Origin of the sequence: Pseudoalteromonas sp. T1lg10, assembly GCF_002964545.1 — a bacterium.
In the GTDB taxonomy this organism is placed as follows: Bacteria; Pseudomonadota; Gammaproteobacteria; order Enterobacterales; family Alteromonadaceae; genus Pseudoalteromonas.
On sequence record NZ_PQBV01000002.1, the window covers coordinates 61545 to 87890 of the forward strand.

The 26346-nt window shown below is 50.2% G+C and carries 22 protein-coding genes and 2 tRNA genes; 16 read left to right on the plus strand and 8 right to left on the minus strand.

The features are described from left to right. Positions 1–427 precede the first annotated feature (427 nt). The 8 genes from C2M17_RS01700 (at position 428) to C2M17_RS01735 (ending at position 10426) form a co-directional block, all read left to right on the plus strand. Positions 428–1216 (plus strand): hypothetical protein, encoded by a 789-nt coding sequence (locus C2M17_RS01700; protein ID WP_105199155.1) that lies wholly within the window; start codon positions 428–430, stop codon positions 1214–1216. 100 nt (positions 1217–1316) lie between these two features. Beyond that, positions 1317–1928 carry a recombination mediator RecR gene (gene recR / locus C2M17_RS01705; RefSeq protein WP_105199156.1) on the plus strand — a complete coding sequence of 204 codons (612 nt, stop codon included), beginning with the start codon at positions 1317–1319 and terminating at the stop codon, positions 1926–1928. Positions 1929–2072: 144 nt separating this feature from the next. After that, positions 2073–3980: a molecular chaperone HtpG gene (htpG, locus tag C2M17_RS01710; RefSeq protein WP_105199157.1), complete on the plus strand. Its 1908-nt coding sequence runs from the start codon at positions 2073–2075 to the stop codon at positions 3978–3980. A gap of 171 nt (positions 3981–4151) precedes the next feature. Continuing rightward, positions 4152–5186 (plus strand): isoaspartyl peptidase/L-asparaginase family protein, encoded by a 1035-nt coding sequence (locus C2M17_RS01715; protein WP_105199248.1) that lies wholly within the window; start codon positions 4152–4154, stop codon positions 5184–5186. A 76-nt stretch (positions 5187–5262) separates the two neighbouring features. Beyond that, the gene (locus tag C2M17_RS01720; RefSeq protein WP_105199158.1) at positions 5263–5691 is read left to right on the plus strand and encodes a CBS domain-containing protein; all 429 of its coding nucleotides are present in this window, start codon (positions 5263–5265) and stop codon (positions 5689–5691) included. A gap of 67 nt (positions 5692–5758) precedes the next feature. Continuing rightward, positions 5759–9661, plus strand: a complete 3903-nt coding sequence (gene hrpA / locus C2M17_RS01725; protein ID WP_105199159.1) for an ATP-dependent RNA helicase HrpA — start codon at positions 5759–5761, stop codon at positions 9659–9661. Between the two features lie 71 nt (positions 9662–9732). Next, the gene (locus tag C2M17_RS01730) at positions 9733–10107 is read left to right on the plus strand and encodes a response regulator (RefSeq protein WP_105199160.1); all 375 of its coding nucleotides are present in this window, start codon (positions 9733–9735) and stop codon (positions 10105–10107) included. A 19-nt stretch (positions 10108–10126) separates the two neighbouring features. Further along, positions 10127–10426, plus strand: a complete 300-nt coding sequence (locus tag C2M17_RS01735; RefSeq protein ID WP_105199161.1) for a PilZ domain-containing protein — start codon at positions 10127–10129, stop codon at positions 10424–10426. A gap of 59 nt (positions 10427–10485) precedes the next feature. Here the strand turns inward: C2M17_RS01735 and C2M17_RS01740 are convergent, their stop codons facing one another. Continuing rightward, the gene (locus C2M17_RS01740; RefSeq protein WP_105199162.1) at positions 10486–11676 is read right to left on the minus strand and encodes a class I SAM-dependent methyltransferase; all 1191 of its coding nucleotides are present in this window, start codon (positions 11674–11676) and stop codon (positions 10486–10488) included. A 207-nt stretch (positions 11677–11883) separates the two neighbouring features. Here C2M17_RS01740 and C2M17_RS01745 point away from each other — a divergent pair, with 207 nt between their 5' ends. From C2M17_RS01745 to C2M17_RS01755, 3 genes are all read left to right on the plus strand, one after another. Then, a complete protein-coding gene (locus C2M17_RS01745; protein WP_199775985.1) occupies positions 11884–12522 on the plus strand; it encodes an HD domain-containing protein in 639 nt (212 codons plus the stop codon). After that, on the plus strand, positions 12515–12913 hold the full coding sequence (locus C2M17_RS01750; RefSeq protein WP_105199163.1) for a VOC family protein: 399 nt from the start codon (positions 12515–12517) through the stop codon (positions 12911–12913). The genes C2M17_RS01745 and C2M17_RS01750 overlap by 8 nt, the downstream gene beginning before the upstream one ends. A gap of 88 nt (positions 12914–13001) precedes the next feature. Further along, positions 13002–13712 carry a M48 family metallopeptidase gene (locus C2M17_RS01755; RefSeq protein ID WP_158683962.1) on the plus strand — a complete coding sequence of 237 codons (711 nt, stop codon included), beginning with the start codon at positions 13002–13004 and terminating at the stop codon, positions 13710–13712. Positions 13713–13801: 89 nt separating this feature from the next. Here C2M17_RS01755 and C2M17_RS01760 read toward each other — a convergent pair. Together C2M17_RS01760 and C2M17_RS01765 are read right to left on the minus strand one after the other, a co-directional pair. Continuing rightward, a tRNA-Tyr gene (locus C2M17_RS01760) sits at positions 13802–13886 on the minus strand. 38 nt (positions 13887–13924) lie between these two features. Next, a tRNA-Tyr gene (locus tag C2M17_RS01765) sits at positions 13925–14009 on the minus strand. 285 nt (positions 14010–14294) lie between these two features. Here C2M17_RS01765 and C2M17_RS01770 point away from each other — a divergent pair. Continuing rightward, the gene (locus tag C2M17_RS01770; protein WP_105199165.1) at positions 14295–14831 is read left to right on the plus strand and encodes a hypothetical protein; all 537 of its coding nucleotides are present in this window, start codon (positions 14295–14297) and stop codon (positions 14829–14831) included. Positions 14832–14879: 48 nt separating this feature from the next. On the opposite strand, the gene C2M17_RS01775 is transcribed toward C2M17_RS01770, so the two are convergent. Both C2M17_RS01775 and C2M17_RS01780 read right to left on the minus strand, forming a co-directional pair. Then, the gene (locus C2M17_RS01775) at positions 14880–15338 is read right to left on the minus strand and encodes a YchJ family protein (protein WP_105199166.1); all 459 of its coding nucleotides are present in this window, start codon (positions 15336–15338) and stop codon (positions 14880–14882) included. Positions 15339–15531: 193 nt separating this feature from the next. Next, complete coding sequence (locus C2M17_RS01780) at positions 15532–15990, minus strand: hypothetical protein (protein ID WP_105199167.1); 459 nt, start codon at positions 15988–15990, stop codon at positions 15532–15534. A gap of 233 nt (positions 15991–16223) precedes the next feature. On the opposite strand from C2M17_RS01780, the gene C2M17_RS01785 reads away from it, so the two are divergent. Further along, positions 16224–17516, plus strand: coding sequence for an NCS2 family permease (locus tag C2M17_RS01785; RefSeq protein WP_105199168.1), 1293 nt, complete (start codon positions 16224–16226; stop codon positions 17514–17516). Positions 17517–17825: 309 nt separating this feature from the next. Next, a complete protein-coding gene (cysB, locus tag C2M17_RS01790; RefSeq protein ID WP_105199169.1) occupies positions 17826–18803 on the plus strand; it encodes an HTH-type transcriptional regulator CysB in 978 nt (325 codons plus the stop codon). Between the two features lie 72 nt (positions 18804–18875). Here the strand turns inward: cysB and C2M17_RS01795 are convergent, their stop codons facing one another. The 3 genes from C2M17_RS01795 to pabB form a co-directional block, all read right to left on the minus strand. Next, positions 18876–20252 carry an L-serine ammonia-lyase gene (locus C2M17_RS01795; protein ID WP_105199170.1) on the minus strand — a complete coding sequence of 459 codons (1377 nt, stop codon included), beginning with the start codon at positions 20250–20252 and terminating at the stop codon, positions 18876–18878. 97 nt (positions 20253–20349) lie between these two features. Continuing rightward, positions 20350–20928, minus strand: a complete 579-nt coding sequence (locus tag C2M17_RS01800) for an NUDIX hydrolase (RefSeq protein WP_105199171.1) — start codon at positions 20926–20928, stop codon at positions 20350–20352. 10 nt (positions 20929–20938) lie between these two features. Beyond that, entirely contained in the window at positions 20939–22291 is a 1353-nt protein-coding gene (pabB, locus tag C2M17_RS01805) for an aminodeoxychorismate synthase component I (protein ID WP_105199172.1), read from the minus strand. Positions 22292–22448: 157 nt separating this feature from the next. On the opposite strand from pabB, the gene C2M17_RS01810 reads away from it, so the two are divergent. Further along, positions 22449–23975 (plus strand): fumarate hydratase, encoded by a 1527-nt coding sequence (locus C2M17_RS01810; RefSeq protein WP_105199173.1) that lies wholly within the window; start codon positions 22449–22451, stop codon positions 23973–23975. 54 nt (positions 23976–24029) lie between these two features. Then, entirely contained in the window at positions 24030–26102 is a 2073-nt protein-coding gene (locus C2M17_RS01815; protein WP_105199174.1) for a S9 family peptidase, read from the plus strand. Positions 26103–26346 lie beyond the last annotated feature (244 nt).

Sequence of the window (26346 nt, forward strand, 5' to 3'; positions counted from 1 at the left end):
ATTTAGGTGTTTTTAAAAGTGAAGCAAACGCGCTGAAAAGTGGTGAAATGCGGTTTTTAACACATACCAGCACTTATCATAACTTCTAACTCCTTTGTTTTTAAAATACCCTTCTAATCAAGAACATCATAAAAATTAGCGCCTTAGGGCGCTATTTTTTTGCCTGTTAGTACCTATGACCAATACCCACATCTACCCTGATGTTTTATCATTGGCACCACAAGAATACCAATTCACTTAAGTAGCTAATCATTCTAGCGGGCTAAATATCGTGCTAACCGCGTTGGAATTTTTCTATGTAGAATAACTACATAAGAAAAATTCCGCCTTGTTATCACATCATTTATCCAGCGCTATATCTGATCACATACTTAACAGAATTGGTATAAGAACCCCTCAAAAAACCAAAGAGAAAGGACACTCTGTTATGAAGTATAAACTCACCGCTATGGTATTGGCCGTTAAATTGTTAGCGCTTGGCTCGACTCACGTCCAGGCAGGCGACCGAGGCTTTAATACCCTCCAGGCAATCGACGAATATAAGGTACCCTCTATACGGATGATTGAGGACGGTGGTGAATTTTTTTGCCCGGATGCGGATACACAGGGAAGCCTAAGAAAATATGCCAGTTGCGATGAGTATTCGGCTTTGATCAAGCGCGGTTGCTATGGCAAATCACGAGAGGAATTTGGCCGGGAACTCGTCTACGGTGCAGCGTGCGCCGAGTTGACCCTGCTTGATCAGGTCAAGGTGGCCAAGGAAAATCATTTTGATATGGACTCTGCCAATTGGTGGCACCATATTCCCGCCAGCATCATTCCATTACCAGGTGGGATTGAGAGCGACGAAATGAAGCAGCAAGCACAAGGTGAGCTTGAAACCTTGGTTAAAGGCAAGACCCTAGGTGAGCTCTCGCTTGTTAATAACAAAAGTAACCCACGCTTGTTTGAGACCGTGCTTGGCTCACACACGCGAGAGTGTGGCGTGGTCAAGGATACGTTTAAATTGTTTGTGCAATTAATCGCCGACTTTAACGGCGATGGCAAGGCCGACTTGTTGCTGAGCGGCACTCGCGATAACCTTTCCGATGATTGCCCTTTAAATGCCTACAAAGAGGGTGGTGGCTCGACCACTTTCTTGTATGAGAAACACAGTGCTCAGTCAGAACTTAAAGTTACGCCATATCAAGAGCTAATCGAGTCGGCCTCAAACTAGGGCTAACAACTCCCTTATACTTTTGCGCTTGGCTTTGGTACCTTAACGCCACATAATAGAGCGCTGAATTACACAGTGTCGCAGCTTAATCGGAATTTACATGCAGCTTTCGCCAAAATTAACTCAACTTGTTGATGCTTTGCGTTGTTTACCGGGCATAGGCCCGAAATCGGCTCAGCGGATTGCCTTTCACTTATTGGAGCGTGACCGTGAGGGCGGCAGCCAATTGGGGGCTGCGTTAAGTCAGGCCATGGTGGATATTGGTCATTGCAACAGTTGTCGTACTTTTACCGAGCAAGAGCAGTGCGAGCTGTGCGGTAATATTAAACGCCAGGATTCCGGCCTGCTGTGTGTGGTGGAATCGCCCAGCGACGTATTAGCAGTGGAGCAAACCGGGCACTATCAGGGCCTGTACTTTGTATTAATGGGTCACTTGTCACCCCTTGATGGCATAGGCCCAAAAGAAATTGGCCTGGATGTGCTCGAGCAAAAACTGGCTGCGGGAGGGATCAACGAGGTGATCCTGGCGACTAACCCGACGGTAGAGGGCGAGACCACAGCCCATTATATTGCCGAGCTGTGTAAGCAATACCAGGTGGGCGCATCGCGTATCGCTCATGGCGTGCCTGTCGGTGGCGAATTAGACCTGGTTGATGGCATGACCTTATCCCATGCCTTTAACGGTCGTAAGCAGGTTACCTTCGACGATTGATTTGCTCTAAAATCCAGCAAAAAGGCGCCTTTTGGCGCTTTTTTCGTTTTTTCTCTCTTGAATCCCAACCGCATCACCCCATATACAAGAGCATATCTGGTTATCAACCTACTCAGTTGAACCTGTTTGCTAACGGAGAGAGAAATGACAGCAACATCAGAAAAAGAAACGCTTGGCTTTCAGACTGAAGTAAAGCAACTGCTTAACTTAATGATCCACTCTTTGTATTCAAACAAAGAGATTTTCCTGCGTGAGCTGGTATCGAATGCTTCTGATGCCGCAGATAAACTGCGCTTTTTAGCCCTTGAAAATGGCGACTTGTACGAAGGCGATGCCGAACTCAAGGTGCGTATTAGCGCCGATAAGGACAAGGGCACGGTGACCATTGCCGATAATGGTATCGGTATGACCCGTGATGAAGTGATCAGCGCCTTAGGCACCATTGCTAAATCAGGCACCGCAGAATTTTTTAAAAACCTGACAGGCGACCAAGCCAAAGACTCACAGCTGATCGGTCAATTCGGTGTGGGTTTCTACTCGGCCTTTATCGTGGCCGACAAAGTAACCGTGCGCACGCGCAAAGCCGGTGAAACGCACGCTATCGAGTGGGAATCAAAAGGCGAGGGCGATTACACTCTGGCCGAGATCGACAAAGACAGCCGTGGTACCGAAATCATCCTGCACCTGCGCGACGATGAAAAAGAGTTCCTCGATGATTTCCGCCTGCGCGGCATCGTTAATAAATACTCAGATCATATCGCCATTCCGGTCGAGATGTACCGTGAGCCAGTGCCAGAATCAGAAGGCCCGGATGGCGAGAAAATCGAAGCACAACCGGGTCACTGGGAAGCCATCAATAAGGCTGAGGCGCTGTGGACTCGTGATAAGTCAGAGATCAGCGATGAAGAATACCAGGAGTTCTACAAGCATGTAGGTCACGACTGGGAAGAGCCGCTGACCTGGGCACACAACAAGGTGGAAGGTAAAACCGAATACACCAGCTTGCTGTACATTCCTAAGCGCGCCCCCTTTGATATGTATAACCGCGAGCGTCAAAGCGGCTTAAAGCTGTATGTACAACGCGTATTTATCATGGATGACGCTGAGCAGTTTATGCCAAGCTACCTGCGTTTCGTAAAAGGTCTGCTGGACTCAAACGATCTGCCGCTAAACGTGTCTCGTGAGATTTTACAAGACAACAAGATCACCCAAACAATTCGTAAGGGCTGTACGTCTCGCGTGTTGAAAATGCTGGATCGCATGGGTAAGAACAAACCGCAAGAGTATCAAACCTTCTGGGATGAATTCGGCAGCGTTATCAAAGAAGGTCCGGCGGAAGACATGGCGAATAAAGAAGCCATTGCCAAGCTGCTGCGCTTTGCTTCAACACATACAGACGAAGCGACGCAGAATGTGTCACTCGAGCAGTACATCGAGCGCATGAGCGAAGGCCAGGACAAGATTTACTACGTGGTGGCCGACAGCTTTGAAGCGGCGAAGAACTCGCCACACCTGGAGATCTTCCGTAAGAAGGGCATTGAAGTCTTGCTACTGAGCGACCGTGTTGACGAGTGGATGATGAGCCACCTCACCGAGTTCCAGGACAAGCAGTTCCAGTCGATCACTCGCGGTGATTTAGACTTAGGTGATTTGGACGACGAAGAGAGTAAAAAGGCCCAAGAAGAGTCTGAGAAGGAAGTGCAAGGCTTGCTTGAGCGCATTAAAACGGCGCTGGGCGATAAGGTCAAGGAAGTACGCTTTACCCATCGTCTAACGGACTCACCGGCCTGTGTGGTTGCCGATGAGCACGATATGAGCTCACAGATGATCAAGCTTATGGAGTCCGTCGGTCAAAAGGTGCCGGAAACCAAGCCTGTGTTCGAACTAAACCCTGAGCACCAGTTGGTTAAGCACCTTAACAATGAGCAGGACGAAGACAAGTTCACTCAGTGGTCAGAGGTACTGCTGGACCAGGCCTTGCTTGCCGAGCGCGGCAGCTTAAAAGACCCGGCCGGATTTGTAACCCGCTTGAATAAGCTGATGCTGATTTAAGCAAGTAACAGGTAAAAAAATCCCAACTTTGAGCCCGAGCTAACCACTCGGGCTTTTTTTATGCCTGCAACTCGTTGCGGAAAAAAGGAAAACGCTTTATCGCAAGTGCTTGCGCCCGTTAGGAAGAATGCGCATAGTGGAATGCTCTTATTTCCATCATTAGAGCAAGATATGAAATCGTCTTTACTCGGTGCCTTGGCACTTCTTAGTCTTTCTTCTTTTTCGTCGCTAGCCGATACCCCTGCGAATCCCATAGCCATCGCCATTCACGGCGGTGCCGGGACCATTGAAAAGGCACGCTTTACGCCGGAGCAAGAAAAGGCGTATCGCGCCAAATTGAGCGAAGCGGTGGAAGCAGGCTATGCGGTGTTAGACCAAGGGGGCGCCAGTCTGGATGCCATCAATGCGGCCATTAATGTGCTGGAGAATTCCCCTTACTTTAACGCCGGTAAAGGCGCGGTGTACACCTACGAGGGTGAGCATGAGCTCGATGCCTCGATTATGGATGGTCGTACCCGTGCAGCGGGCGCCGTAGCCGGAGTCAAACATATTGAAAACCCGATCGATTTAGCTCGTCTGGTGATGACCAATTCTGTGCATGTGATGTTAAGTGGAGAAGGGGCGGAAGAGTTTGCCCAGCAGCAGGGTATGAAGTTGGTGGAAAACAGTGTGTTTGATACCGAGCACCGTTATGAGGCGCTACTTAAAGCCAAGGAAAAGCTGGATAAGGCCAAATCGGCCACCAAGGATTATCAGGCCCTGCATCAGGCATTGCCAAGCCAATACAAGATGGGTACGGTCGGTGCTGTTGCCCTCGATAGCCACGGCAATATCGCCGCAGGCACGAGCACCGGCGGTATGACGGCCAAGCGCTTTGGCCGCATTGGTGATTCACCGGTAATAGGCGCAGGTACCTTTGCCGATAATGCCTCCTGTGCGGTATCGGCCACGGGGCATGGTGAGTACTTTATTCGTTATCAGGTGGCGAGTGATATTTGTGCTCGAGTGCAATACCAAGGCAAGAGCATTGAGCAGGCCGGTAACGAGGTGATCTTTGGGCCCATGTTCGAAGCCGGTGGCACAGGCGGGGTGATCATAGTCGATGCCAAGGGCAACATCAGCATGCCGTTTAATACGGCGGGTATGTATCGCGCCAGTAAGAGCAGTACAACCCCAACCTATGTGGCTATTTTTAAAGACGAATAATTACTCCCCTAGCTACGCAAAAATCCTGGCGCCAACTATATTTACAATGTTGGCGCTAATAATTTTGGGGGTGCGTATGCAATCTATTAAAGTCGCTGATTACTATAACCACAGACCTGTGACTTTCAAAGCCGATATGTCCATTGAAAGCGCGGTGGAAAAACTTCTTCAAAGCTGTCAAACCGGTGGCCCAGTGATCGATGATCTCGGTACCGTCATTGGTTTTGTTTCTGAGCAAGACTGCTTGCAACAAATGCTTAATTCTACCTATCAAAACGAAGCACACTGCGTGGTTGGTGATGTGATGACCAAGGAGCCCTTGTGTGTCACGCCTGATCATAGCGTGATGACGGTCGCCGAAAACATGAAGATAGATAAGCCGAAAATGTATCCGGTGTGCGATGAGCAAGGCAAGCTCATGGGGATCATCACTCGGGCCCATATTTTGTTGGCGCTGGACAAGCACTTGCATGACAATTATGCGCCTGGAAAACGCTTTGTCTAACGATACACTTTAGAGCGATATTTTGCTAAGCTGAGCAGCCATTTTATGCCGTTATTTAGAGGCCTGTGTGTCTGCCAGCAAATCCTTGTATGCCAAGCTCAATGAGTGTTTAAAAAAAGACCAATTTATACTCAAAAAACGCCTACAAGGGGTGCAAAAAATAGCCGACGCCCAAAAACAGCAGGGTGTTCTTGCTAAGATTGCCACCAGTATTGATGCCAGTATTGCTGCTCGCGCCAAGCGTTTGGCCGAGTTGCCTAAGCCCAGTTTCCCAGCGGCCTTACCCGTTAGTGAAAAACGCGAAGATATTAAAGCGGCGATTGCCAAGCATCAGGTGGTGATTGTTGCCGGTGAAACCGGCTCGGGTAAAACCACTCAGCTCCCGAAAATCTGCCTAGAGCTAGGTCGTGGCGTTGAAGGCTTAATTGGCCATACTCAACCACGTCGCCTAGCGGCACGTAGCGTTGCCGCCCGTATTGCCGAAGAGTTGGAAAGCGAAATTGGTCAAACCGTCGGCTTTAAAATTCGTTTTAGCGATCAGGTCAGCGAGCGCAGTTATATTAAACTGATGACAGACGGTATCCTGCTCGCGGAGATTCAAAACGACCGCTATCTCAACCAGTACGACACCATCATTATCGATGAGGCCCACGAGTGCAGTCTGAATATCGACTTTATTCTCGGCTATCTGAAGAATCTGCTGCCCAAGCGCCCGGACTTAAAAGTCATTATTACCTCGGCGACCATAGATCCGGAGCGTTTTTCTCGTCACTTTAACGACGCACCTATTATCGAGGTGTCCGGGCGTACCTACCCGGTGGAAGTGCGTTACAGGCCGATCACAGAGCTTAGCGGCAGCGACGAGGAGCAGGATGAAAACGACCAACTGCAAGGCATTTTCGATGCCGTAGACGAGCTCTACGACGAAGGCCCGGGCGATATCCTGATCTTTATGAATGGTGAGCGGGAAATTCGCGACACCGCCGATGCCCTTAGCAAGCGCAACCTCAAGCATACCGAAATACTGCCCTTGTATGCCCGCTTATCCAATGCCGAGCAGAACCGGATTTTCCATCCAGGTAATAAGCGCCGTATTGTCCTTGCCACCAATGTGGCGGAAACCTCGTTAACCGTGCCGGGGATCCGTTATGTGATAGACCCGGGTACCGCCCGTATTAGCCGCTACAGTTATCGTACCAAGGTACAGCGCCTGCCAATTGAAGCGGTCTCTCAGGCCAGTGCCAATCAGCGTAAGGGTCGTTGTGGACGTGTGGAAGCGGGTATTTGTATTCGTCTTTATTCCGAAGAAGACTTTTTAGGGCGTCCGGAGTTTACCGACCCTGAGATCCTGCGCACAAACCTGGCCTCGGTTATTTTGCAGATGCTTGGCCTTGGCCTTGGTGATATCAGCCGTTTCCCTTTTGTGCAGCCGCCGGATAGCCGCAATATCAATGATGGCGTGCGTTTACTTGAAGAGTTAGAAGCGGTTAAACCGGCGAAGCAACGCAGTCAAATCGAGCTCACCAAAATGGGTCGCGATTTGGCGCGCATTCCGCTTGACCCCCGTCTTGCAAAAATGGTGCTGGCCAGTGTGCCGCTTGGGGCTATGCGTGAGGTGATCATCATCACCGCGGCCCTGGCCATTCAAGACCCGCGCGAGCGCCCGCAAGATAAAAAAGGCAAGGCCGATGAACTGCACGGGCGTTTTAATGATGATGACTCGGACTTCATCGCCTTTTTAAACCTGTGGAACTACCTCGAAGAGCAACAAAAAGCCCTGACCAATAATCAGTTCCGCAAGCTCTGTAAGCAGGAGTTCTTTGCCTATATGCGCATTCGAGAATGGCAGGATATCGTTTATCAGGTATCGACCATCTGCGACGAAATGGGCTTAAAAGGCGCGAGCAATGAGCCCAGCTTTGAGACCCTGCATCAGGCCCTGCTTAGCGGCCTGCTGAGTCATGTGGGGCAAAAGGACGATAAAAACGCCTTTTATCAGGGCGCACGCAACAGCCAGTTCCATATCTTCCCGGGCTCTAATCTCTTTAAAAAGCGGCCAAAATGGCTGATGTCGGCGGAGCTGGTGGAAACGTCCAAACTCTACGCCCGTATCAATGCCAAAATCGATGTCGCCTGGCTGGCGCCACTGGCACAGCATCTGGTCAAGCGCAGCTACAGCGAACCCCATTGGCAGAAAAAAGCCGGGGCGGTCATCGCCTTCGAACAACAAACCCTCTATGGCCTGACCATAGTGGCGAAAAAGCGCAGCCAGTATGACAAAATCGACCCGGTTGTCAGCCGTGAAATCTTTATCCGCACCGCCTTGGTGGAGCAGGAGTTAGGCGCTAACGAGTCCTTTTTGCAGGTGAATCGCAAGCTTATTGAGGAAGTACAGGACTTAGAAAACAAGGCGCGCCGTCGCGATATCTTGGTCGACGAGCATACCCTGTACGAGTTCTACGATAAGCATATTCCGGCGGACGTGTGTAACCGCGTCAGCTTCTTGAAATGGTATAAGGAACAAAAGCGTACGGATAAACGCTTCTTGCATATGAGCAAGGAAGCGCTGATGCGCCATGGTGCCGATGAGATCACCGCCGATAATTACCCGGATATTTGGATGCAGGGCAACCTGGTATTGCCGCTGAGCTACAGCTTTGAGCCGGGGCAGGATGTCGATGGTGTGGCGGTGCAAATCCCTCTAGCACTGCTTAACCAGGTGCAAAATGAGGGCTTTGATTGGCATATTCCCGCCTTTAGACATGAGCTTATTTGTGCGCTGATAAAGTCCTTACCCAAAGCCCAGCGCCGCAACTTTGTGCCGGCCCCTAACTATGCCGATGCGGTATTGAGCTCGGTGGAGCCGCTCCAAGGTAAGCTGGTGGATGCTTTGGCACTGCGCCTATTCCGTATGACCGGAGCCAAGGTTGAAGCCGAGCAATTTGACCCATTGGCGGTGGATGAGCATTTGCGCATGGCCTTTGAGGTGCGCGACGATAGAAATACCTTGGTGGCGCGCGGCTATGATTTGGATACGCTGAAGGCCAAGCTGGCGGATAAGGTCAGTAATACCCTGTCTCAGGTGGCCGATGAAGGCATTGAGCGCCAAGGGCTGACCGAATGGCAATTTGAGGCGCTGCCCGAGTCCTATGTGAAAAAACAGGGGCAATACGAGGTTAAAGCCTTTGTGGCTCTGGTAGATAAAAAAGACAGCACCGCCATTGAGCTGTTTGACTCGCCGACCAAGGCGCAGGCGGCCCATCAGCAGGGTTTACGTCGTATGGTGCTGTTGAACATTCCATCACCGATAAAATACTTGCAGCAAAACCTGCCCAATAAAGCCAAGCTGGGCCTGTATTTTAATCCTTTTGGCAAGGTACAGTTGCTGATTGATGACTGTATCGCCGCCGCCGTGGATAAACTATTGGCAAACTTCGGCGATATTCGAGACGCCGAGCAATTTAATGCCGCCAAGGAGCATATCCGCGGCGAGCTTGGCGATACTGTGGTTGCTATCGCCTTACAGGTGGAGCAGGTGCTCAGTCGTGCCCATGGCATTCATAAGCGCATGCGCGGTAAGGTGGATCTCAGTATGATCACCGCCCATGGCGATATAAAAAACCAGCTTGAGAGCTTGATTTTTAAAGGCTTTGTCAGTCATCATGGCGCCGATAAAATGGCCGACCTGAGCCGTTATATGCAGGCCATTGAGCGCCGTTTGGAAAAACTGCCGGTGGATCCGAATCGTGATCGTCTCTGCACCCTGGAGCTGGATAAGGTCGCCGAGGCCTATAAAAAATGCCTGGCCAAGCACCCTAAAGGGGAGCCACAACCTGAGGCATTAACAGAAATATTTTGGATGCAGCAGGAGCTGCGCGTTTCTTTATTCGCGCAAACCTTGGGTACCCCTTATCCGGTGTCTGCCAAGCGGGTCCTTAATGTTATAAGTGAATACCTTAGTAAGACTTAAGCCGCAGTGAGCTTAATGTCTGCTGGGTTATAATTACAATTATGATAAGCGCATAGACAAGGACGGAGGTCGTGTTGCGTACACAGAATAAAGCCAGGTTGCTGGTTGTTGATGATGAGTATTTTAACTTTACCTTCTACACTCATGTATTAGGTGAGCAGTTTGAGTTGAAGTACGCAAAATCAGGTGAGCAGTGCTTAAAAGAAGCGCTTACTTTTCATCCCGATGCCATCATGCTGGATGTATGTATGCCCGGGCTGGATGGGTTCGACACCTGTCGTATACTGAAAAACACGCCAGAGACCAAAGACATCCCTATTTTAATGGTGTCTGGACTGGAGTCTGAGGCAGCTAAAAAACACGCCTTTGAGGTTGGATGTGATGGGTTTTTTGTTAAACCTTTGGCGATGAATGAGCTAATGGAGCGCTTGCAGACACTGATTTAAAGAGCTTGAGGAGATCCTTATGCTTTATCATCAAGAGCAACGCAATTTCCGCCGTATGTTGGTGGATGCCCAGGCTACCGTTGAAGTCAATCAGGGCCAGGAGGTGTTTAGTCGCACGGCAATTTGCCACGATTTAAGCGCTTCCGGCATGCAGTTATTTCTCGATACTGCCGTCGACCCCGGCGCTACCATCAAGGTACGAATTCAATCTGCCACAGCCAGTGTGGCTCCCTTAAATGCCTTAACCCGTGTGGTGCGTTGCACCCGTGAAGACGACGGCCAATATAGTGTCGGCGTGCAGATGCTGGAAGTGAGCTAGCCGGAAGCGATAGCAAAAGTGAGCGCCAAATGGCACTCACTCTCGGGTTGCAGAGGTGGCTAGTAGACCTTACAAACAAGGCCTTTAAGGTAAAAGCCTTCCGGGTAGGGGCCGGAGATGGGGTGATCGGCAGCCTGATTTAAACGCTCGACAATTAGTAAATCACGGTGCGCATCCAGCGCCGCATCAGCCACCACTTTTTGGAATAAGTTCTGCTCCATCAAGCCCGAGCAGGAGAAGGTCAATAAGGTGCCGCCAGGCTTAAGCAATTGCATCGCCAGCATATTGATATCCTTATAGCCACGACAAGCGCCGGTAAGCTGGGCCTTAGACTCAGCAAACTTCGGCGGATCCATCACAATAGTGTCGAATTTACGCCCTTGCTCGCGGTATTCGCGCAGCAGCTTAAACACGTCCTGCTTAACAAAGTGCGCTTTACTCATGTCCAGCTGGTTGTGCTCAACATTGCGTTTGGCTATATCCAGGGCATTTTGTGATACATCAACATTGGTGACTTCCTTACAACCGCCGCGCAGTGCATACAGGCCAAAGGTGCCGGTGTAACAGAAACAGTTAAGCACGTCCTTGTCTTTGACATAGCGCTCAAGGGCGGCGCGGCTGTCACGCTGATCCAGGTAAAAACCGGTTTTATGGCCACCGATAATGTCCACTTCGCAGGTGAGGCCATTTTCTTCGATCAGTACCGGAGCCGATGGGGCTTCGCCAATTAATGGCCCCGTGGTCGGCGCCAGGCCTTCTTTTTTGCGCACATCCACATCTGAGCGCTCATAGACGGCGCAATCTGGGAAGATACGCTGCAAGGCGGCAACAATATCGCCCTTATGACGCTCGGCACCGGCACTAAGCAGCTGGCAAACCAGGTAGTTGGCGAACTTATCTATGGTGATACCAGGCAGGCCATCCGACTCGGCCGCACACAGGCGGTAACCGGTTAAGCCGCCTTCGGCTATGGTGTGTTGGCGCGCATCCAGGGCACGCAATAGGCGTTTGTGGAAAAACTCCACATCGATTTGCTCGTGCTCGTCAAAGCTCCATACGCGGGCACGGATCTGTGATTCTGGGCTGTAAGCGGCGGTGGCAAGGAATTTACCCTGGCTGTCGTAGACGGTCACTGTATCGCCTAGGGCCAAATTGCCTTTCACTTTTTTGACTGCCTTGGAGAAAATCCAAGGGTGTTTGCGCTTAAGTGATTTTTCGCGCCCAGGTTGAAGATAAATTGCGCCGGCCATTGCAGCTCCTGATAGTAAATTGAGGCGCTATTCTAGGTAGTCGCAGGCCGATACTCAAATTTAATTTTGCCAATTAGCTATCAGTCCTTTATTGTCGGTTACAATGACCTGGGCGCTGATTTTATAATGCGCCTGAATAAGCCTATAACTAAGCCAAGCACAGAGCGAGAAACAGTGAATAATCAGGCCCTAATATTGCCCGAAGCAATGCAGCAATTAGAACAACAATGCCGAGAATTTATCCTTGATTGCGGCAGTGCCGATGCGGCCCATGATATCACCCATATCGAGCGCGTGGTGCAGGTGGCCAAACGCTTGTGTGTGCAAGAGCAGGCCGAAATGGCGGTGGTTTTACCGGCAGCCTGGCTGCATGATTGTGTGGCGGTAGCGAAAAACAATCCCGATCGTGCCAAGGCTTCTTTGCTGGCCGCCGATAAGGCGCTGACATTTTTGCATAGCATAGGCTACGAAACGCAATATTTAGAGGCCATTCATCATGCCATTGTTGCCCATAGTTTTAGCGCCAATGTCACCCCGCTGACGCTGGAAGCACAAATAGTGCAAGACGCTGACCGTATGGATGCCTTGGGCGCGGTGGGGATCAGCCGCTGTATGAAGGTGGGCGGCGCCATTTGCCGCGGTTTGTATCATCCTAACGATCCTTTTTGCCATGAGCGCGAGGCGGATGATGGCAAATACACGCTCGATCATTTCTTCGTTAAGTTACTGGGTTTAGCCAGCACCATGAACACTCACAGTGCTCGCATTGAAGCCGAGCATCGCACCGCCTATATGCAGGACTTTTTACGTCAACTCGGACACGAGATTGGGATGAGTTATGACTAAGGCACCATTACTACGAGGAGTACATCATTGTCACCTGCAGGTAAAAGACATGCAGCAGGCCCTGGTGTTTTATCGTAATGTGATGGGCTTTGAGATAGTCCCGGAGCTGGAATTTTGGTATCACCATCAGGACGATGGTCCACTTATGTTGCAAGATCAGGCAAAGACCATTTGCCTGGCATTGTTTGAAGGCAGCCGCAGCAGCAATGGTATTGCCTTTGCCGCCGATGCGCAGGCCTTTGTCCACTGGCTTCGCCACCTAGAAGGGCAGGATGTTAAGGTAACTTTGGCGGATCACCAGGTTTCACATTCACTCTATTTTCGCGACCCCAGTGCCAATATGCATGAGATCACCTGCTTTGAATATGAAGCGGTGCATAAATTGCTTTAACCTTGGCTTGGGGCGGCTAACTACTGTCTGCAAAAGCCTGATATCATTCACCCGAACGATTAGCTAACATTTTAGACAAGGCCTTATTGTGCTCCCAAATTTGGCACCCGATGTGCCGATGGACTATCAAATCACCTACAGCGGGAAACGCTCGACCGTCGCCATAATAGTCAAACGCCAACAACTTCTGGTTAAGGCGCCAACGGGCACCTGTGAGCGCTTTATCGCCGAGTTTGTCGCCAGTAAACGAGATTGGATCAGCAAACAACTAGATCGTCAGGGTGAACTGTACAGGCTTAAAAGTCGCCCCCTGGATGATGGAACCTTAAGTTTATTCGGTAGGTCTGTGCCTGTGGTGATCAAAGGTGCTAAGGCCAGCTCGGTGAGATTACAAGATAACAGCATTGAGCTGTGTATTAGCGCTCGAGTCCGACATCAGCAGGAGAAAGCTAAAGAGCTCTTACTGGCATTTATGGCCGAGGAGTTAGCGCGCTTTATTTATATGCGATTAGATTATTGGCAATCGCGCATGGGCGTAAAGGCTGTGGACATTAAGGTACGTGTATATAAACGCCGCTGGGGCAGTTGTGATCGTCGGCACAGGCTGACCTTTAATACTCTGCTGGCGGGGGCACCAACCTGGGTGATCGATTATGTTTTAGTGCATGAGCTGGCCCATATTCGATATATGGATCATGGTCCAAGGTTTTGGCATTTGGTTAATCAACATTGTGCACAGACGCAAGAAGCTAAGGCCTGGTTACGAGAGCTGGGAACGAGTTTAGAATTGACGTTTTAATACCAAGCGATGCCATGGTTAGGCTCGATGCGTTATAGCAGTTTACCGATGAGCTGGATTTTATTTACTGGAAACAAGTAAGAAAGAAGTGGTGGAGGGAGCTGGATTCGAACCAGCGAAGGCAATGCCGTCAGATTTACAGTCTGATCCCTTTGGCCGCTCGGGAACCCCTCCACTAAAAATGGATGCGTGCTTATTAAACTTTAGAAAAGTGGTGGAGGGGGCTGGATTCGAACCAGCGAAGGCAATGCCGTCAGATTTACAGTCTGATCCCTTTGGCCGCTCGGGAACCCCTCCTAAGCAACGGCGGCGATAATAGCAAACTGAGCTTTCAAGTAAAGAAAAAAACTAAAGAAATACTAAATTATGCCGATAACCGCATAGATATAAGTCATCTTGTCGAAAGTTTATGCAAATCAAGGTTGTCGCTTTTTAAGATAAAATCACGATTTGAAAGCACAGAAACAATTTGTCAGCGTATAACACGCCAACACAAACCATAAATACTGGGCACTGGGTCAGGTACGTCTATACTCATTAAGGCAGTATTAAAGGTAGTAAAACTCACCTGAGGATAGTGTTATGAACAAAACAAACGCTCTACTGCTGAGTGCTTCACTGGCCGCTTTGGCCGGCTCAGCCATTGCTGATGAAGATAAACAAGCCTTATTAGAGGATGCTTTGAGCGCCGCACCGCCGACGTTAAGAGATAAGGTAACAGTGATGGACTGGCAACAAAATGTGTTGCAAGAAGGCAGCAGTAATTACACCTGTTTTCCTACACCACCAAGCCTAAGCGGTACCGCACCCATGTGTATGGATGGGCCTTGGATGGAGTGGGCGGATGCCTGGACCAATAAAAAGCCGTTTCAGGCTAAAGCGGTAGGTATTTCCTATATGCTGGCCGGAGATGGTGGTGCCAGTAATACCGACCCTTATGCAGAAGGGGAGACGGAAGATAATCAATGGATCGTAGAAGGTCCACATTTGATGATTATTATGCCGGATAACGCTCTTTTGGATAGCTTACCCACAGATCCCTATGCAGGTGGTCCCTATGTTATGTGGAAAGGAACTCCCTATGCGCACATTATGGTGCCGGTTGGCCCAAGAGAATAAGTGCTCTTCTCAACGCCCACACAACCCCAGTGAGGGCGTTTTTTTATTCTAGCTTCCACAACACTTTTTAAATTTCTTTTCGCTGCCACAGGGGCAGGAGTCATTGCGACTGAGTTTACGTTCTGTTGTGGGCATCAGGGTACCCGCGTCGTAAAGCCAATGACCATCTTGTTGGATAAAGGTCGAGCGCTCATGAATACAACACAGGCTATTGGCAAATAGATAATAGGCCTTAAATTCAACCTCGGCTGGATAGGCAGTGAGGTCGGTGTCGACTATCTCAAGTTTGGTGAATTTAGCCGCTTCGGCAAATTCGGCGACATCTTCTGCCTGGTTATTCTTGAGGGCTGCCGCCGAGCAAGTGGCAACTAAATACTCAATGGCCTGGGTGCAAAAGGCGCTGTAGCGCGATTTCATCAGAGTAAGGGCATCACCAGCTTGTTCACTCCCGCTGATAAAGCGGCCACAACAATCGGTATACTGTTTCTCAGACCCACAATAACACATACATGATCCCACAAAGGCAAAAGCCGCATTTTATACCAATTCACTTAAATAGCTAATCGCTCTGGCGGGGTAAATATCATGCTTACGGCGTTGTGATTTTTCTATGGAGAATAACTACATAAGAAAAATTTCGCCTTGTTAGCATATCATTTATCCAGCGCTATACCCGATCACATACTTAACAGAACTGGTATTAGCAAATTTGCATGGCTTGGGGCAGCGTGGTCTGAACGGCATCGGAATCCGCGTCAGCATCGGAGGCAAAGCAATATAATTGTGCCTTGGCCTGATGGGTATTGAGTTGCATGGCTTCAAGTTGCGCCAAGCTAACAATATCCGTCCAGGTAACAATGGCGGCGAAGCGACCGTTTTGCAGTGCACAATTAAGCATATATTCGCAATCAACAATGTGTTTGCGGCGGATCACCAAGAGCTTACTGGTGTCGATAGAGCAAGAATCTAGCAGGTCGCGGCTGGGGATATGATCCGGTGCAACCAGCAGGGTCCAACCATTACTGCTATTGTAGCGATGGATAATTTTCAGTAATTCAAAAGACGCCGAGATCTCATCTTCTGTATGCACCAGGTTAATGGCCGCCGGGTTTTCTTGCTGATAGCTTTTTACGTGTCGAACCGCTGCTGTATGTAACATAAATGCCTCGCTGGGGGTAAAGTAAACGATATACAGTGTTTTATACAGTATTCATATACAGTAGTTTATACAGTTGTTGGGTGCAAGCTTTTTTTTGCCTCTTTTTTAAACGGTATTTTTTAGCCGAGATTAAAAGTTTGCACGGAAATATGGGTTAAAGCGGCTATTTATGCGGTCATTTGTCCGTATTTGTGCTAGCATTGCCGGCTTGTTTATTAGCTCGAAAAAGACCAATGCTAGAGAGTGTTTTTAAGATCAAAGCGCATGGAAGCTCTGTGAAACGTGAGGTGATTGCCGGTATCACTACCTTTATCACCATGGTGTACATTGTTTTTGTTAACCCGGCGATGCTGGCGGAAGCGGGGATGGACCAAGGCGCGGCCTTCGTCGCTACCTGTATTGCCGCAGCAATTGGCTGTTTTATTATGGGTTTTTGGGCCAATTACCCGCTGGCATTGGCGCCGGGAATGGGGCTGAACGCCTTTTTCACTTATGGTGTGGTGCTGGGCATGGGTTACACCTGGCAAGCGGCATTGGGCGCGGTCTTTATGTCGGGCAGTATCTTTTTACTGCTAAGCCTGTTTAAGGTGCGGGAATGGATTATCAACGCCATTCCCTTAGTGTTGAAAAGAGCCATCGCCACGGGTATAGGTGCATTTCTAGCCTTGATCGCCTTAAAAAATGCCGGCATTGTTGTTGCCAGCCCGGCGACCCTGGTGCAGATGGGCGATATCACCAGCAGTGGTCCGCTTTTGGCTATTTTGAGCTTCTTTATTATTGCCGCCTTGCTGTATCGCGATATCAAAAGCGGTGTTTTGATCAGTATTATGCTGGTTACCTTGGTGGCCCTTGGGTTGGACTTGGTTGAGTATCAGGGGGTTGTCTCGGCGCCGCCATCTATTATGCCGACCTTTATGCAACTGGATTTCGCCGGTGCCCTTGAGCTCTCTATGCTCAGTGTGGTCTTTGCATTCCTATTCGTTGACTTATTTGATACCTCGGGCACCTTGGTTGCGGTAACGCAAAAAGCGGGCCTGGCCGATGATGAAGGGCGTATGCCGCGCCTGGGTCGTGCATTGAGCGCCGACAGTAGCGCTACCATAGCCGGCTCCATGCTGGGCACCTCAACTACGACTTCTTATATTGAGTCGGTGGCCGGTGTTTCCGTCGGTGGACGCACGGGTTTAACCGCCGTTGTGGTGGGCCTGTGTTTCTTATTGATGATGTTCTTTGCGCCATTAGCCTCCATGGTGCCGGCCTATGCCACTGCGGGGGCGATTTTGTATGTTTCTATCTTGATGCTGCAAAACCTGAAACTGGTTGATTGGGACGATATGACAGACGCCATCCCTGTGGCCGTTGTATTACTAATGACGCCGCTGACCTTCTCGATTGCCCATGGTATTGCGCTAGGCTTTATCGCTTATACCGCGGTGAAGGTGGTTTGTAATAAGGCCAACGAGGTCAGTATCAGTGTCTGGATACTCAGTGCCTTATTTGTGCTCAAGTTTATCTTCCTGTCTTAATTAAGAAGGCCGCTGTTAAGCGGCTTTTTTCTTCCCTTGCGATAATGTACTCGCTGTTAACATGAGGGTGTTAGCGTAAGCACAGTGTGCGTAATGGTAAGACCTCTGGGGCTGACAGCTAAATCAACAGTACCGAGTGGCAATTAAATATGCTAGCCTAACCCTCCGCAATAGTTGGCTCATTTTGACGTTTACCGATTCGTCGTTTGGCTGTCTAAATTGACATACGCGTTGCGGCGCCCAGCGCTGCCCCTTGTGGCCGCTGCTTGTGTTTGTTTTTAAGTAAAATAATAAAAGAAAGTAAATATCATGAAATTACAGCAGCTAAAGTACATAGTTGAGGTGCTTAATCATAACCTCAATGTGTCCGCCACCGCAGAGAGTCTTTATACCTCCCAGCCGGGGATTTCTAAGCAAGTTCGTATGCTTGAAGACGAGCTCGGTGTGCAGATATTTGGCCGCAGTGGTAAGCATTTGACCCATGTTACCAGCGCCGGTAACGACATTATTAATATTGCTCGAGAAATTCTTTCTAAGGTTGAGGGCATTAAAGCCGTGGCCAATGAGCATACCTTGCCGGATCAGGGTAAACTCAATATTGCCACCACCCATACTCAAGCCCGCTATGCCTTACCCGGTGTGATCCAGGGCTTTATGAAAAAGTATCCGGCGGTGTCCTTGCATATGCATCAGGGCACGCCACAGCAAATCTCTGACGCCGCCGCCCGCGGTGATGCGGATTTTGCCATTGCCACCGAGGCATTGCATTTGTATTCGGATCTAGTGATGCTGCCTTGTTATCACTGGAATCGCAGTATTGTCGTGGCTAAGGATCACCCCTTGGCGAAAAAGGCCCATAGCCTCACCATAGCCGATATTGCCCAATATCCACTTATCACCTATGTCTTTGGTTTCACCGGTCGCTCCGAGCTGGACAAGGCCTTTAACGCCCATGGTCACGAGCCGCATATCGTCTTTACTGCCACCGATGCAGATGTGATTAAAACCTATGTGCGTTTAGGATTAGGAGTGGGTGTGGTTGCCTCTATGGCCATAGATCAGGTGAGCGACACAGATCTGGTCTGTATCGATGCCAGTCATTTATTTGAAGCCAGCACCACTAAGATTGGCTTTAGAAAGGGCACCTTCCTGCGCGGGTATATGTACGACTTTATCGAGCGTTTTGCCCCGCATCTGACTAAAGACAGAGTAGAAAAAGCCTGTTTGTTGCGCAACCAGGACGATGTGGATGCCATGTTTGCCAATATTGAGCTGCCGGTACGCTAAGCGCTGGCGCTTTTGAGCGTATTAAAAAAGGCGACCTTAGGTCGCCTTTTTTATTTGTAACTCGAAGCCGAATTAACACTCAATAATATTAACCGCAAGACCACCACGGGCGGTTTCCTTGTACTTGGTTTTCATATCATTGCCCGTATCCCACATGGTCTTAATCACCTTGTCCAGGGACACTTTTTGCTCGCCGCTGCCACGCATGGCCAGACGAGAGGCATTAATGGCTTTCACCGCGCCCATGGCGTTACGCTCGATACAAGGTACCTGCACCAGACCACCAACCGGATCGCAGGTTAGGCCCAGGTTGTGTTCCATGCCGATTTCCGCAGCATTCTCAACTTGAGTGGCATTGCCACCCATGATTTCGGTGAGCGCACCGGCGGCCATGGAGCAGGCCACGCCCACTTCGCCCTGACAGCCTACTTCGGCGCCGGAGATAGAAGCGTTTTTCTTATACAGGATGCCAATAGCCGCTGCGGTGAGCAGGTAACGGGTGGCGATTTCCTTATCCACTTCCTTGATAAAGGTGTGGTAGTACATAAGCACCGCAGGCAAAATACCCGCCGCACCATTGGTCGGCGCCGTTACTACGCGGCCGCCGGCGGCATTTTCTTCATTCACCGCCAAGGCGAATAAATCAACCCAGTCCATGGCGCGCAGTGGGTCGTTATTGCTCTCAACATTGAGCTTTAAATACAGGCTTGGGGCGCGACGGCGTACCTTAAGGCCACCGGGTAAAATACCTTCCGTGCGTATGCCGCGCTCGGTACAGGCTTTCATTACTTCCCAGATATGGAAGAGTTCATCGCGAATATCGCTCTCGCTGCGCAGCGTTTTTTCATTGGCCATCATTAGGCTGGAGACGCTTAGCCCTGACTCTTTACACAGCTCTAAAAGCTCCTGGGCGCTATCAAAGAGGTAGGGCGCCGGATTTTGCTCGCGAATATCCAGTGCCGCCTGTTTTTCTTTATCGAAATCTTCATCGCTGACGATAAAGCCGCCGCCGATGGAGTAGTACACCTGGGAGGCGATAATCTCTTTGTCTTTAAAGGCTATCAGCTCCATGGCATTAGAATGCTTGGGCAAGGTTTTACGGCGATGGAAGACAATCGCGCCTTGCTTGGGAAATTTGACCTGATGCTTTTTGTCGAGGTGAATGACTTGCTCTTGCTCGATTTTGTCTAGGATATCCGGTACCGCATCGGCATCAACGGTTTCAGGATCATAGCCGGCTAATCCTAAGATCACCGCCTTACCCGAGCCGTGGCCGACCCCCGTTTGGCCTAACGAGCCAAACAGCTCGGCTTTAACTTCGGTAACATCCTTAAGCTTACCTTGCTGCTCAAGAGCTTGGACAAACAGTCGCGAGGCACGCATAGGGCCTACTGTGTGCGACGAGGAGGGTCCAATACCAATGCTGAACATATCGAATGCACTGATCATATAACCTATTACTCACATAACCTTTGAACGGTCGGCCATGATAACGTTAAATAATTATAGATGTAATCCCGGGAACTGATTTTCTTTGCGGTGTTTTTTAGCTGTTCAGGCCAAGCTGTTGAATGAATTGGTTGATGATGCGCTCGGTAGCGCCCCATAGCACTCCGTAGGGCGTGTTCAGTAAAGGAAATTCTAAGGGGGAACCGCTGCGCTCAACGCGAAGAGGGTACCAGTTTTGGCGCTCAACCAGGGTTGAAAAGGGCATAAAAAATGCGGCATCCACTTCATTGCGATCCAGTTGCCAATGGGCACCTGGGTGCAGATAGGCCAGATAGGGGGTAATGACCATGCCGCCCAGGGTTTCAATGTCCTCGAGGTGACCGATAATATCCACCTCGCGCGGGGCAATATTGAGTTCTTCATGCAGCTCGCGCAGCGCCGTGTGCTTGAGACTGGCGTCCTGGCGCTCCTGCTTGCCGCCGGGAAAACATAGTTGACTGGGGTGACTGCGTAAATGGCGAGGGCGTTTACATAGCAGGACCTGAGCGCCCTGGGGCGAGTCGCTAAGCAGCATAACCACAGCGCTGCGCCGTTTTGGGTGGCGCTTGGGCTGCGGATCTGTAACCTGCGAGAGGTTAAAGCGGCTGATCAACTGGGCACAGGTACTTGCTGGCAAAAGGCGATACTCACTCTAATACGGGTAAGATTTTATTTACCTTATGGTAGGTTTCCTGGTATTCCAAATCAACATTTGAGTCCGCGACTATGCCGCCGCCGGCCCAGCAGTAGAGCTTATTTTCGTTCGCAACCAAGGTGCGAATGGTAATGCTGGTGTCCATATCGCCGCAGGCGCTCAAGTAACCGATAGAGCCGCAATAGGCGCTGCGTCTGTGTGGCTCCAGCTCTTCGATGATCTCCATGGCGCGGATTTTCGGCGCTCCGGTGATCGAGCCTCCTGGAAAAGCGGCGCGCAGCTGATCTATGGCGGTCTTACCTTCGGCCAGTTGGGATTGCACCGTGCTGACCAGGTGGTGTACAGCCGGGAAGCTCTCGATAGCAAACAGTGAGGGCACGGTGACGCTGCCGGGTTTAGCCACCTTACCTAAATCGTTGCGCAGCAAATCCACTATCATGACGTTTTCGGCGCGATCCTTTGGCGAGCTGGCAAGTTGTTCGGCCAGCGCCTTGTCTTCTTGCGCGTCCTTACTACGCGGCAGTGTGCCCTTGATGGGCTTGGTTTCCACTTGCTTGCCTTTTACCTCGATAAAGCGCTCCGGCGAGATGGACAAAATGGCGCCTTGGGTTAGGCGAATAAAAGCGGAAAAGGGCGCTCTGTTATGCTCGCGCAGACGCTGATAGGCTTGCCATTCGCAGCCCTGGTACTGGGCGCAGAAGCGCTGTGCCAGGTTGATTTGGTAACAATCGCCGCTGCGCAAATAGTCCTGAATTTTGGCAAATTGCTGCGCATAAAACGCATAACTCATATTCGATTGCCACTTTGAGCTCAGGGCAAAGCCACCGGCCTTGGGGGCCTTTTCAAGCTGGTTGAGGTATTTTTGTAATCCGGCTTCGGCGTCGATACTAGGCTGCGCCAGGTAATACCATTGCTTGGCGGTCTTATCAAAAATCAGCGCATCGAGATACAAACCAATTTGCATCTCGGGCAGGTGAATATCTTTTTCGGCGGTTTCGGGCAGTCGCTCCAATAAGCGACCCAGATCATAGCCAAAATAGCCAAGCCAACCGCCGTTAAAGGGCAGGCCATAAGGGGCTCTGTCCGGGCATAGTGCGCCGAGCTCGGCCTGCATTTGCACAAAAACGTCTTGTTCTAGGGGCTGGTTGTCCAACATAGCCTTGCCATCTTCAACACTGAGCCACTTGGTGGGCGCAAAGGCGATGATGTCATAGCGACTATTGACATGGCTATCGCTTGCCGAGTCGAGGAAAATAGCCCCCGGCAAATGGTGAAAATGGGTAAAAACATCACAGGGTTGTGCCTGTATTGGCGCCTTGATGCAGTGCAATTGCGATTTTGTCATTATCTTCAACTCGAAGAGCTAGCCCGAAACGGGCTGGGAGGGTATCATAAGTTACACTTTTTCAGAAGTCGCGGTCTCTCACCGTGCGCACGTCACCGAGTTGTCGTGCCTGCCATTGCTTGTTAATGGCACCACGACCCAGTATGAAGGAAGATTTATGAGCACTATTCGTCAGCAAGACTTCATCGACAGCATTGCCGATGCGTTGCAGTACATTTCGTTTTATCACCCATTGGATTTTGTTCAGGCGCTTGAAAAAGCATATAACAAAGAGCAAAACAAAGCGGCAAAAGATGCCATTGCACAAATCCTAATTAACTCTCGTATGTCTGCTGAAGGCAAACGTCCACTGTGTCAGGATACGGGTATCGTAACCTGTTTCGTAAAAGTGGGTATGGACGTGAAGTGGGATAAAACGGACATGACGGTGCAGCAAATGGTTGACGAAGGTACCCGTCGCGCTTACCTAAATCCGGATAATCCACTGCGTGCCTCTATCGTTGCCGATCCTGCTGGTTCACGTAAGAACACCAAGGACAATACGCCATCTGTTGTGCACATCGACCTGGTACCAGGTGGTGAAGTGGAAGTGATGATCGCCGCTAAGGGTGGCGGCTCTGAAAACAAAACCAAGATGGTCATGCTTAACCCGTCTGACGATGTCGCCGAGTGGGTTGAAAAAACCTTACCAACCATGGGCGCAGGCTGGTGTCCGCCGGGTATGCTGGGTATAGGTATCGGCGGTACCGCAGAAAAAGCCGCGGTACTGGCAAAAGAATCTCTTATGGATCCGGTTGATATTCACGAGCTAATGGAGCGTGGCGCCGAGACTACAGAAGAAAAACTGCGTTTGGAAATCTTTGAGCGTGCCAACAAAACCGGTATTGGCGCCCAAGGTCTGGGCGGTTTAACTACGGTTGTTGATATCAAGGTTAAAACCGCGCCAACGCACGCGGCCTCTAAGCCGGTGGTGATGATCCCTAACTGTGCGGCGACCCGTCACGTACACTTCACGCTAGATGGCAGCGGCCCGGCCGACCTTAAAGCGCCAAAGCTTGAAGACTGGCCAGAAGTGACTTGGGAAGTGGGTGCAGACACGCGTCGCGTAAACCTTGATACCCTGACCAAAGACGATATCAAAGAGTGGAAAATGGGTGAGACCGTGCTACTAAGCGGTAAAATCCTCACCGGTCGTGATGCTGCGCACAAACGCCTGCAAGGCATGATCGAAAGCGGTGAAGGCATGCCAGAGGGTGTGGATTTCACCAACAAGTTTATCTACTACGTGGGCCCGGTTGATGCCGTTGGCGACGAAGTGGTAGGCCCAGCAGGCCCAACAACTTCAACGCGTATGGATAAATTCACCGACCTGATGCTGGAGAAAACCGGCCTTATCGGCATGATAGGTAAAGCAGAGCGTGGCCCGGCAACCGTTGAGTCAATCAAAGAAAACAAAGCGGTTTACCTGATGGCCGTCGGCGGTGCCGCTTACCTGGTTGCTAAAGCAATCAAGAAAGCCCGCGTGGTGGCGTTTGAAGACCTGGGTATGGAAGCCATCTACGAATTTGAAGTGGAAGACATGCCTGTAACCGTAGCGGTAGACAGCGAAGGTGCCAATGCGCACACTCAAGGTCCAGCTATTTGGAAAGCAAAAATCGAAGAATTGGACGGCGCTTTAAAGTAATGTCTAAACCTTAGAAAAAGAGCGCTTTTGCGCTCTTTTTTATGGAGTAAAATAATGATAACAACAACTCGTATCGCCGCCGCATTGGCGCTAAGTGGTCTCAGCCTCAGTGGTTTCAGTCAAAGTGCTCAGGCTGATGTACTGACGGTAGATAAACTTAATAACCTAAACAAAATTCACAGCGTGGCGCTGTCACCCGATGGTAATACCCTGATCTACGCCATTAAAACGCCTGAGGGTAGTGAGCTTTACGCCCAGACGCTAAATGCAATTGGTGCGATGGCCTCGTCGCTGCAAGCGCAACCGCCACAAGTAAAGCAATTAACCTACAGCGCCGGCACCGAGTCGGACGTCAGCTTTAGCGCCGACGGCAAGGGCATCTATTTTCTATCGTCGCGTTCCGGCTCACAGCAACTTTGGTATTTGCCATTAGCCGGCGGTGAAGCCAAGCCTATCACCCAATTCCCGCTGGATATCGAAGGCTATCGTTTGAGCGCTGATAACCGCTCCTTGGTGGTGACGTTTGATGTGTATCCCGAATGCGACACGCTTGCCTGCTCACTCGACAAAGAAAAGCAACAGCAGAGTGTTGCCCATAATGCACAGGTCTACGATAGCCTGATGGTGCGTCATTGGGATCACTGGAATGATGATAAGGTCAGACATTTGTTTGTTGCCAGCATGGGCAAGGAGATCATTAAAGATGCCAAAGACCTGACGCCGCAATGGCAAACTGATGTGCCGGCCAAACCATTTTCCGGCATGGAAGAAGTGGCCATCAGTCCGGATGGGCAAAAGGTGGTGTTTAGCGCCAAGGTGAAGGCCAAGGACAATGCCTGGAGCACCAACTTTGACTTGTTCGAAGTAGCCATTGAAGGCGGTGCGGTGCGTAACCTGACCGAGGAAAATAAAGCCTGGGACTCAAGCCCGCAGTTTTCCAGTGATGGTCGTTATCTTGCCTATAAGGCCATGAGTAAACCCGGCTTTGAAGCGGATAAGTTTACCCTGCAATTGATTGACCTGCGCACTGGTGAGCGCCAGTCCATGGCACAGCAGTGGGACAGAAGCGTCGAGGGCTTTAGCTTTGGTCCTAATGGCCGTGCAATCTATGCCACCGCCAAAGATTTAGGACAAACCAGCTTATTTGAAATCAGCACCGCCTTTGGCGATGTGCGCAGCCTGTTCTCCGACGGTTACGTCGGCGATGTGCAGGTGCAGGGTCAGCAGATCATCTTCTCCCGCCACGCCCTTAATTCTCCCAAAGAGCTGTATCGTATTAATCGCGATGGTGCCGGATTGAGTCAACTGACTCAGGTGAATAAAGCCAACCTAGAAACCCTGCAACTGGGTGAGACGGAGCAATTTTCGTTTACCGGCGCCAACGATGAGCAGGTGTATGGTTATTTGGTTAAACCGGCCTTATTCGACCCGCAGCAACGTTACCCGCTGGCGTTTTTAGTGCACGGCGGCCCGCAGGGTTCATTCGGCAATATGTTCCATAGCCGTTGGAATGCGCAGTTGTGGGCGGCACAAGGTTATGGCGTGGTGATGATAGATTTCCATGGCTCGGTGGGCTACGGCCAGGAATTCACCAACTCTATCTCCCGGGATTGGGGCGGTAAGCCGCTTGAGGACTTACAAAAAGGTCTGGCCTATGTGAAGAGCAACTATAAGTGGCTTGATACCGATAACGCTTGTGCGCTCGGCGCCTCTTACGGCGGTTATATGATGAACTGGATAGCAGGCAACTGGCCGACCGGCTTTAACTGCCTGGTAAACCATGCCGGTTTGTTCGATATGCCGAGTTTCCACCAAAGCACCGAAGAGCTGTGGTTTGCTGAGCATGAAATGGGCGGGCCATTTTGGGCTAAAGACGCGGACTATAAGCGTTATAACCCGGCCAACTTTGTTGAAAACTGGCAAACTCCTATGCTGGTGATTCAGGGCCTGAAGGACTATCGTGTGCCTTATGCGCAAAGCCTGGGTGCCTTTACTACCTTGCAGCGCAAGGGCATCGACTCACGCCTGGTGGTTTACCCGGATGAAAACCATTGGATCCGCAATCCGGATAATCTTAAACACTGGTATGAGCAAGTATTTACCTGGATGGCGAAATACACTCAGTAATATCATCAAGTCTGACCAGTAACCTTGGGCTGGCGCTTTTTCGGCGCCAGCTCCCGCCACCTCGGGGTTAGACAACTCCCCAATGCGTATTAAAATATTTACATCATTATTGCCGTTGACGTAAACGTCACTACCTAAGGGGTAGATGTTATTACTAAGCTGGCTTGAAGTGGTTCCAAAATTTGCTTTTTGGTATTTACCTGCATATTTTTTTCAAATAATTAAGATAAGTGGGAAGCAATAT

Coding starts and splice junctions, on each gene's coding strand:
- C2M17_RS01700 (WP_105199155.1), top strand. CDS start 428: ATGAAGTATAAACTCACCGCTATGGTATTGGCCGTTAAATTGTTAGCG.
- recR (WP_105199156.1), top strand. CDS start 1,317: ATGCAGCTTTCGCCAAAATTAACTCAACTTGTTGATGCTTTGCGTTGT.
- htpG (WP_105199157.1), top strand. CDS start 2,073: ATGACAGCAACATCAGAAAAAGAAACGCTTGGCTTTCAGACTGAAGTA.
- C2M17_RS01715 (WP_105199248.1), top strand. CDS start 4,152: ATGAAATCGTCTTTACTCGGTGCCTTGGCACTTCTTAGTCTTTCTTCT.
- C2M17_RS01720 (WP_105199158.1), top strand. CDS start 5,263: ATGCAATCTATTAAAGTCGCTGATTACTATAACCACAGACCTGTGACT.
- C2M17_RS01735 (WP_105199161.1), top strand. CDS start 10,127: ATGCTTTATCATCAAGAGCAACGCAATTTCCGCCGTATGTTGGTGGAT.
- C2M17_RS01740 (WP_105199162.1), bottom strand. CDS start 11,676: ATGGCCGGCGCAATTTATCTTCAACCTGGGCGCGAAAAATCACTTAAG.
- C2M17_RS01745 (WP_199775985.1), top strand. CDS start 11,884: ATGCAGCAATTAGAACAACAATGCCGAGAATTTATCCTTGATTGCGGC.
- C2M17_RS01750 (WP_105199163.1), top strand. CDS start 12,515: ATGACTAAGGCACCATTACTACGAGGAGTACATCATTGTCACCTGCAG.
- C2M17_RS01770 (WP_105199165.1), top strand. CDS start 14,295: ATGAACAAAACAAACGCTCTACTGCTGAGTGCTTCACTGGCCGCTTTG.
- C2M17_RS01775 (WP_105199166.1), bottom strand. CDS start 15,338: ATGTGTTATTGTGGGTCTGAGAAACAGTATACCGATTGTTGTGGCCGC.
- C2M17_RS01780 (WP_105199167.1), bottom strand. CDS start 15,990: ATGTTACATACAGCAGCGGTTCGACACGTAAAAAGCTATCAGCAAGAA.
- C2M17_RS01785 (WP_105199168.1), top strand. CDS start 16,224: ATGCTAGAGAGTGTTTTTAAGATCAAAGCGCATGGAAGCTCTGTGAAA.
- cysB (WP_105199169.1), top strand. CDS start 17,826: ATGAAATTACAGCAGCTAAAGTACATAGTTGAGGTGCTTAATCATAAC.
- C2M17_RS01795 (WP_105199170.1), bottom strand. CDS start 20,252: ATGATCAGTGCATTCGATATGTTCAGCATTGGTATTGGACCCTCCTCG.
- pabB (WP_105199172.1), bottom strand. CDS start 22,291: ATGACAAAATCGCAATTGCACTGCATCAAGGCGCCAATACAGGCACAA.
- C2M17_RS01810 (WP_105199173.1), top strand. CDS start 22,449: ATGAGCACTATTCGTCAGCAAGACTTCATCGACAGCATTGCCGATGCG.
- C2M17_RS01815 (WP_105199174.1), top strand. CDS start 24,030: ATGATAACAACAACTCGTATCGCCGCCGCATTGGCGCTAAGTGGTCTC.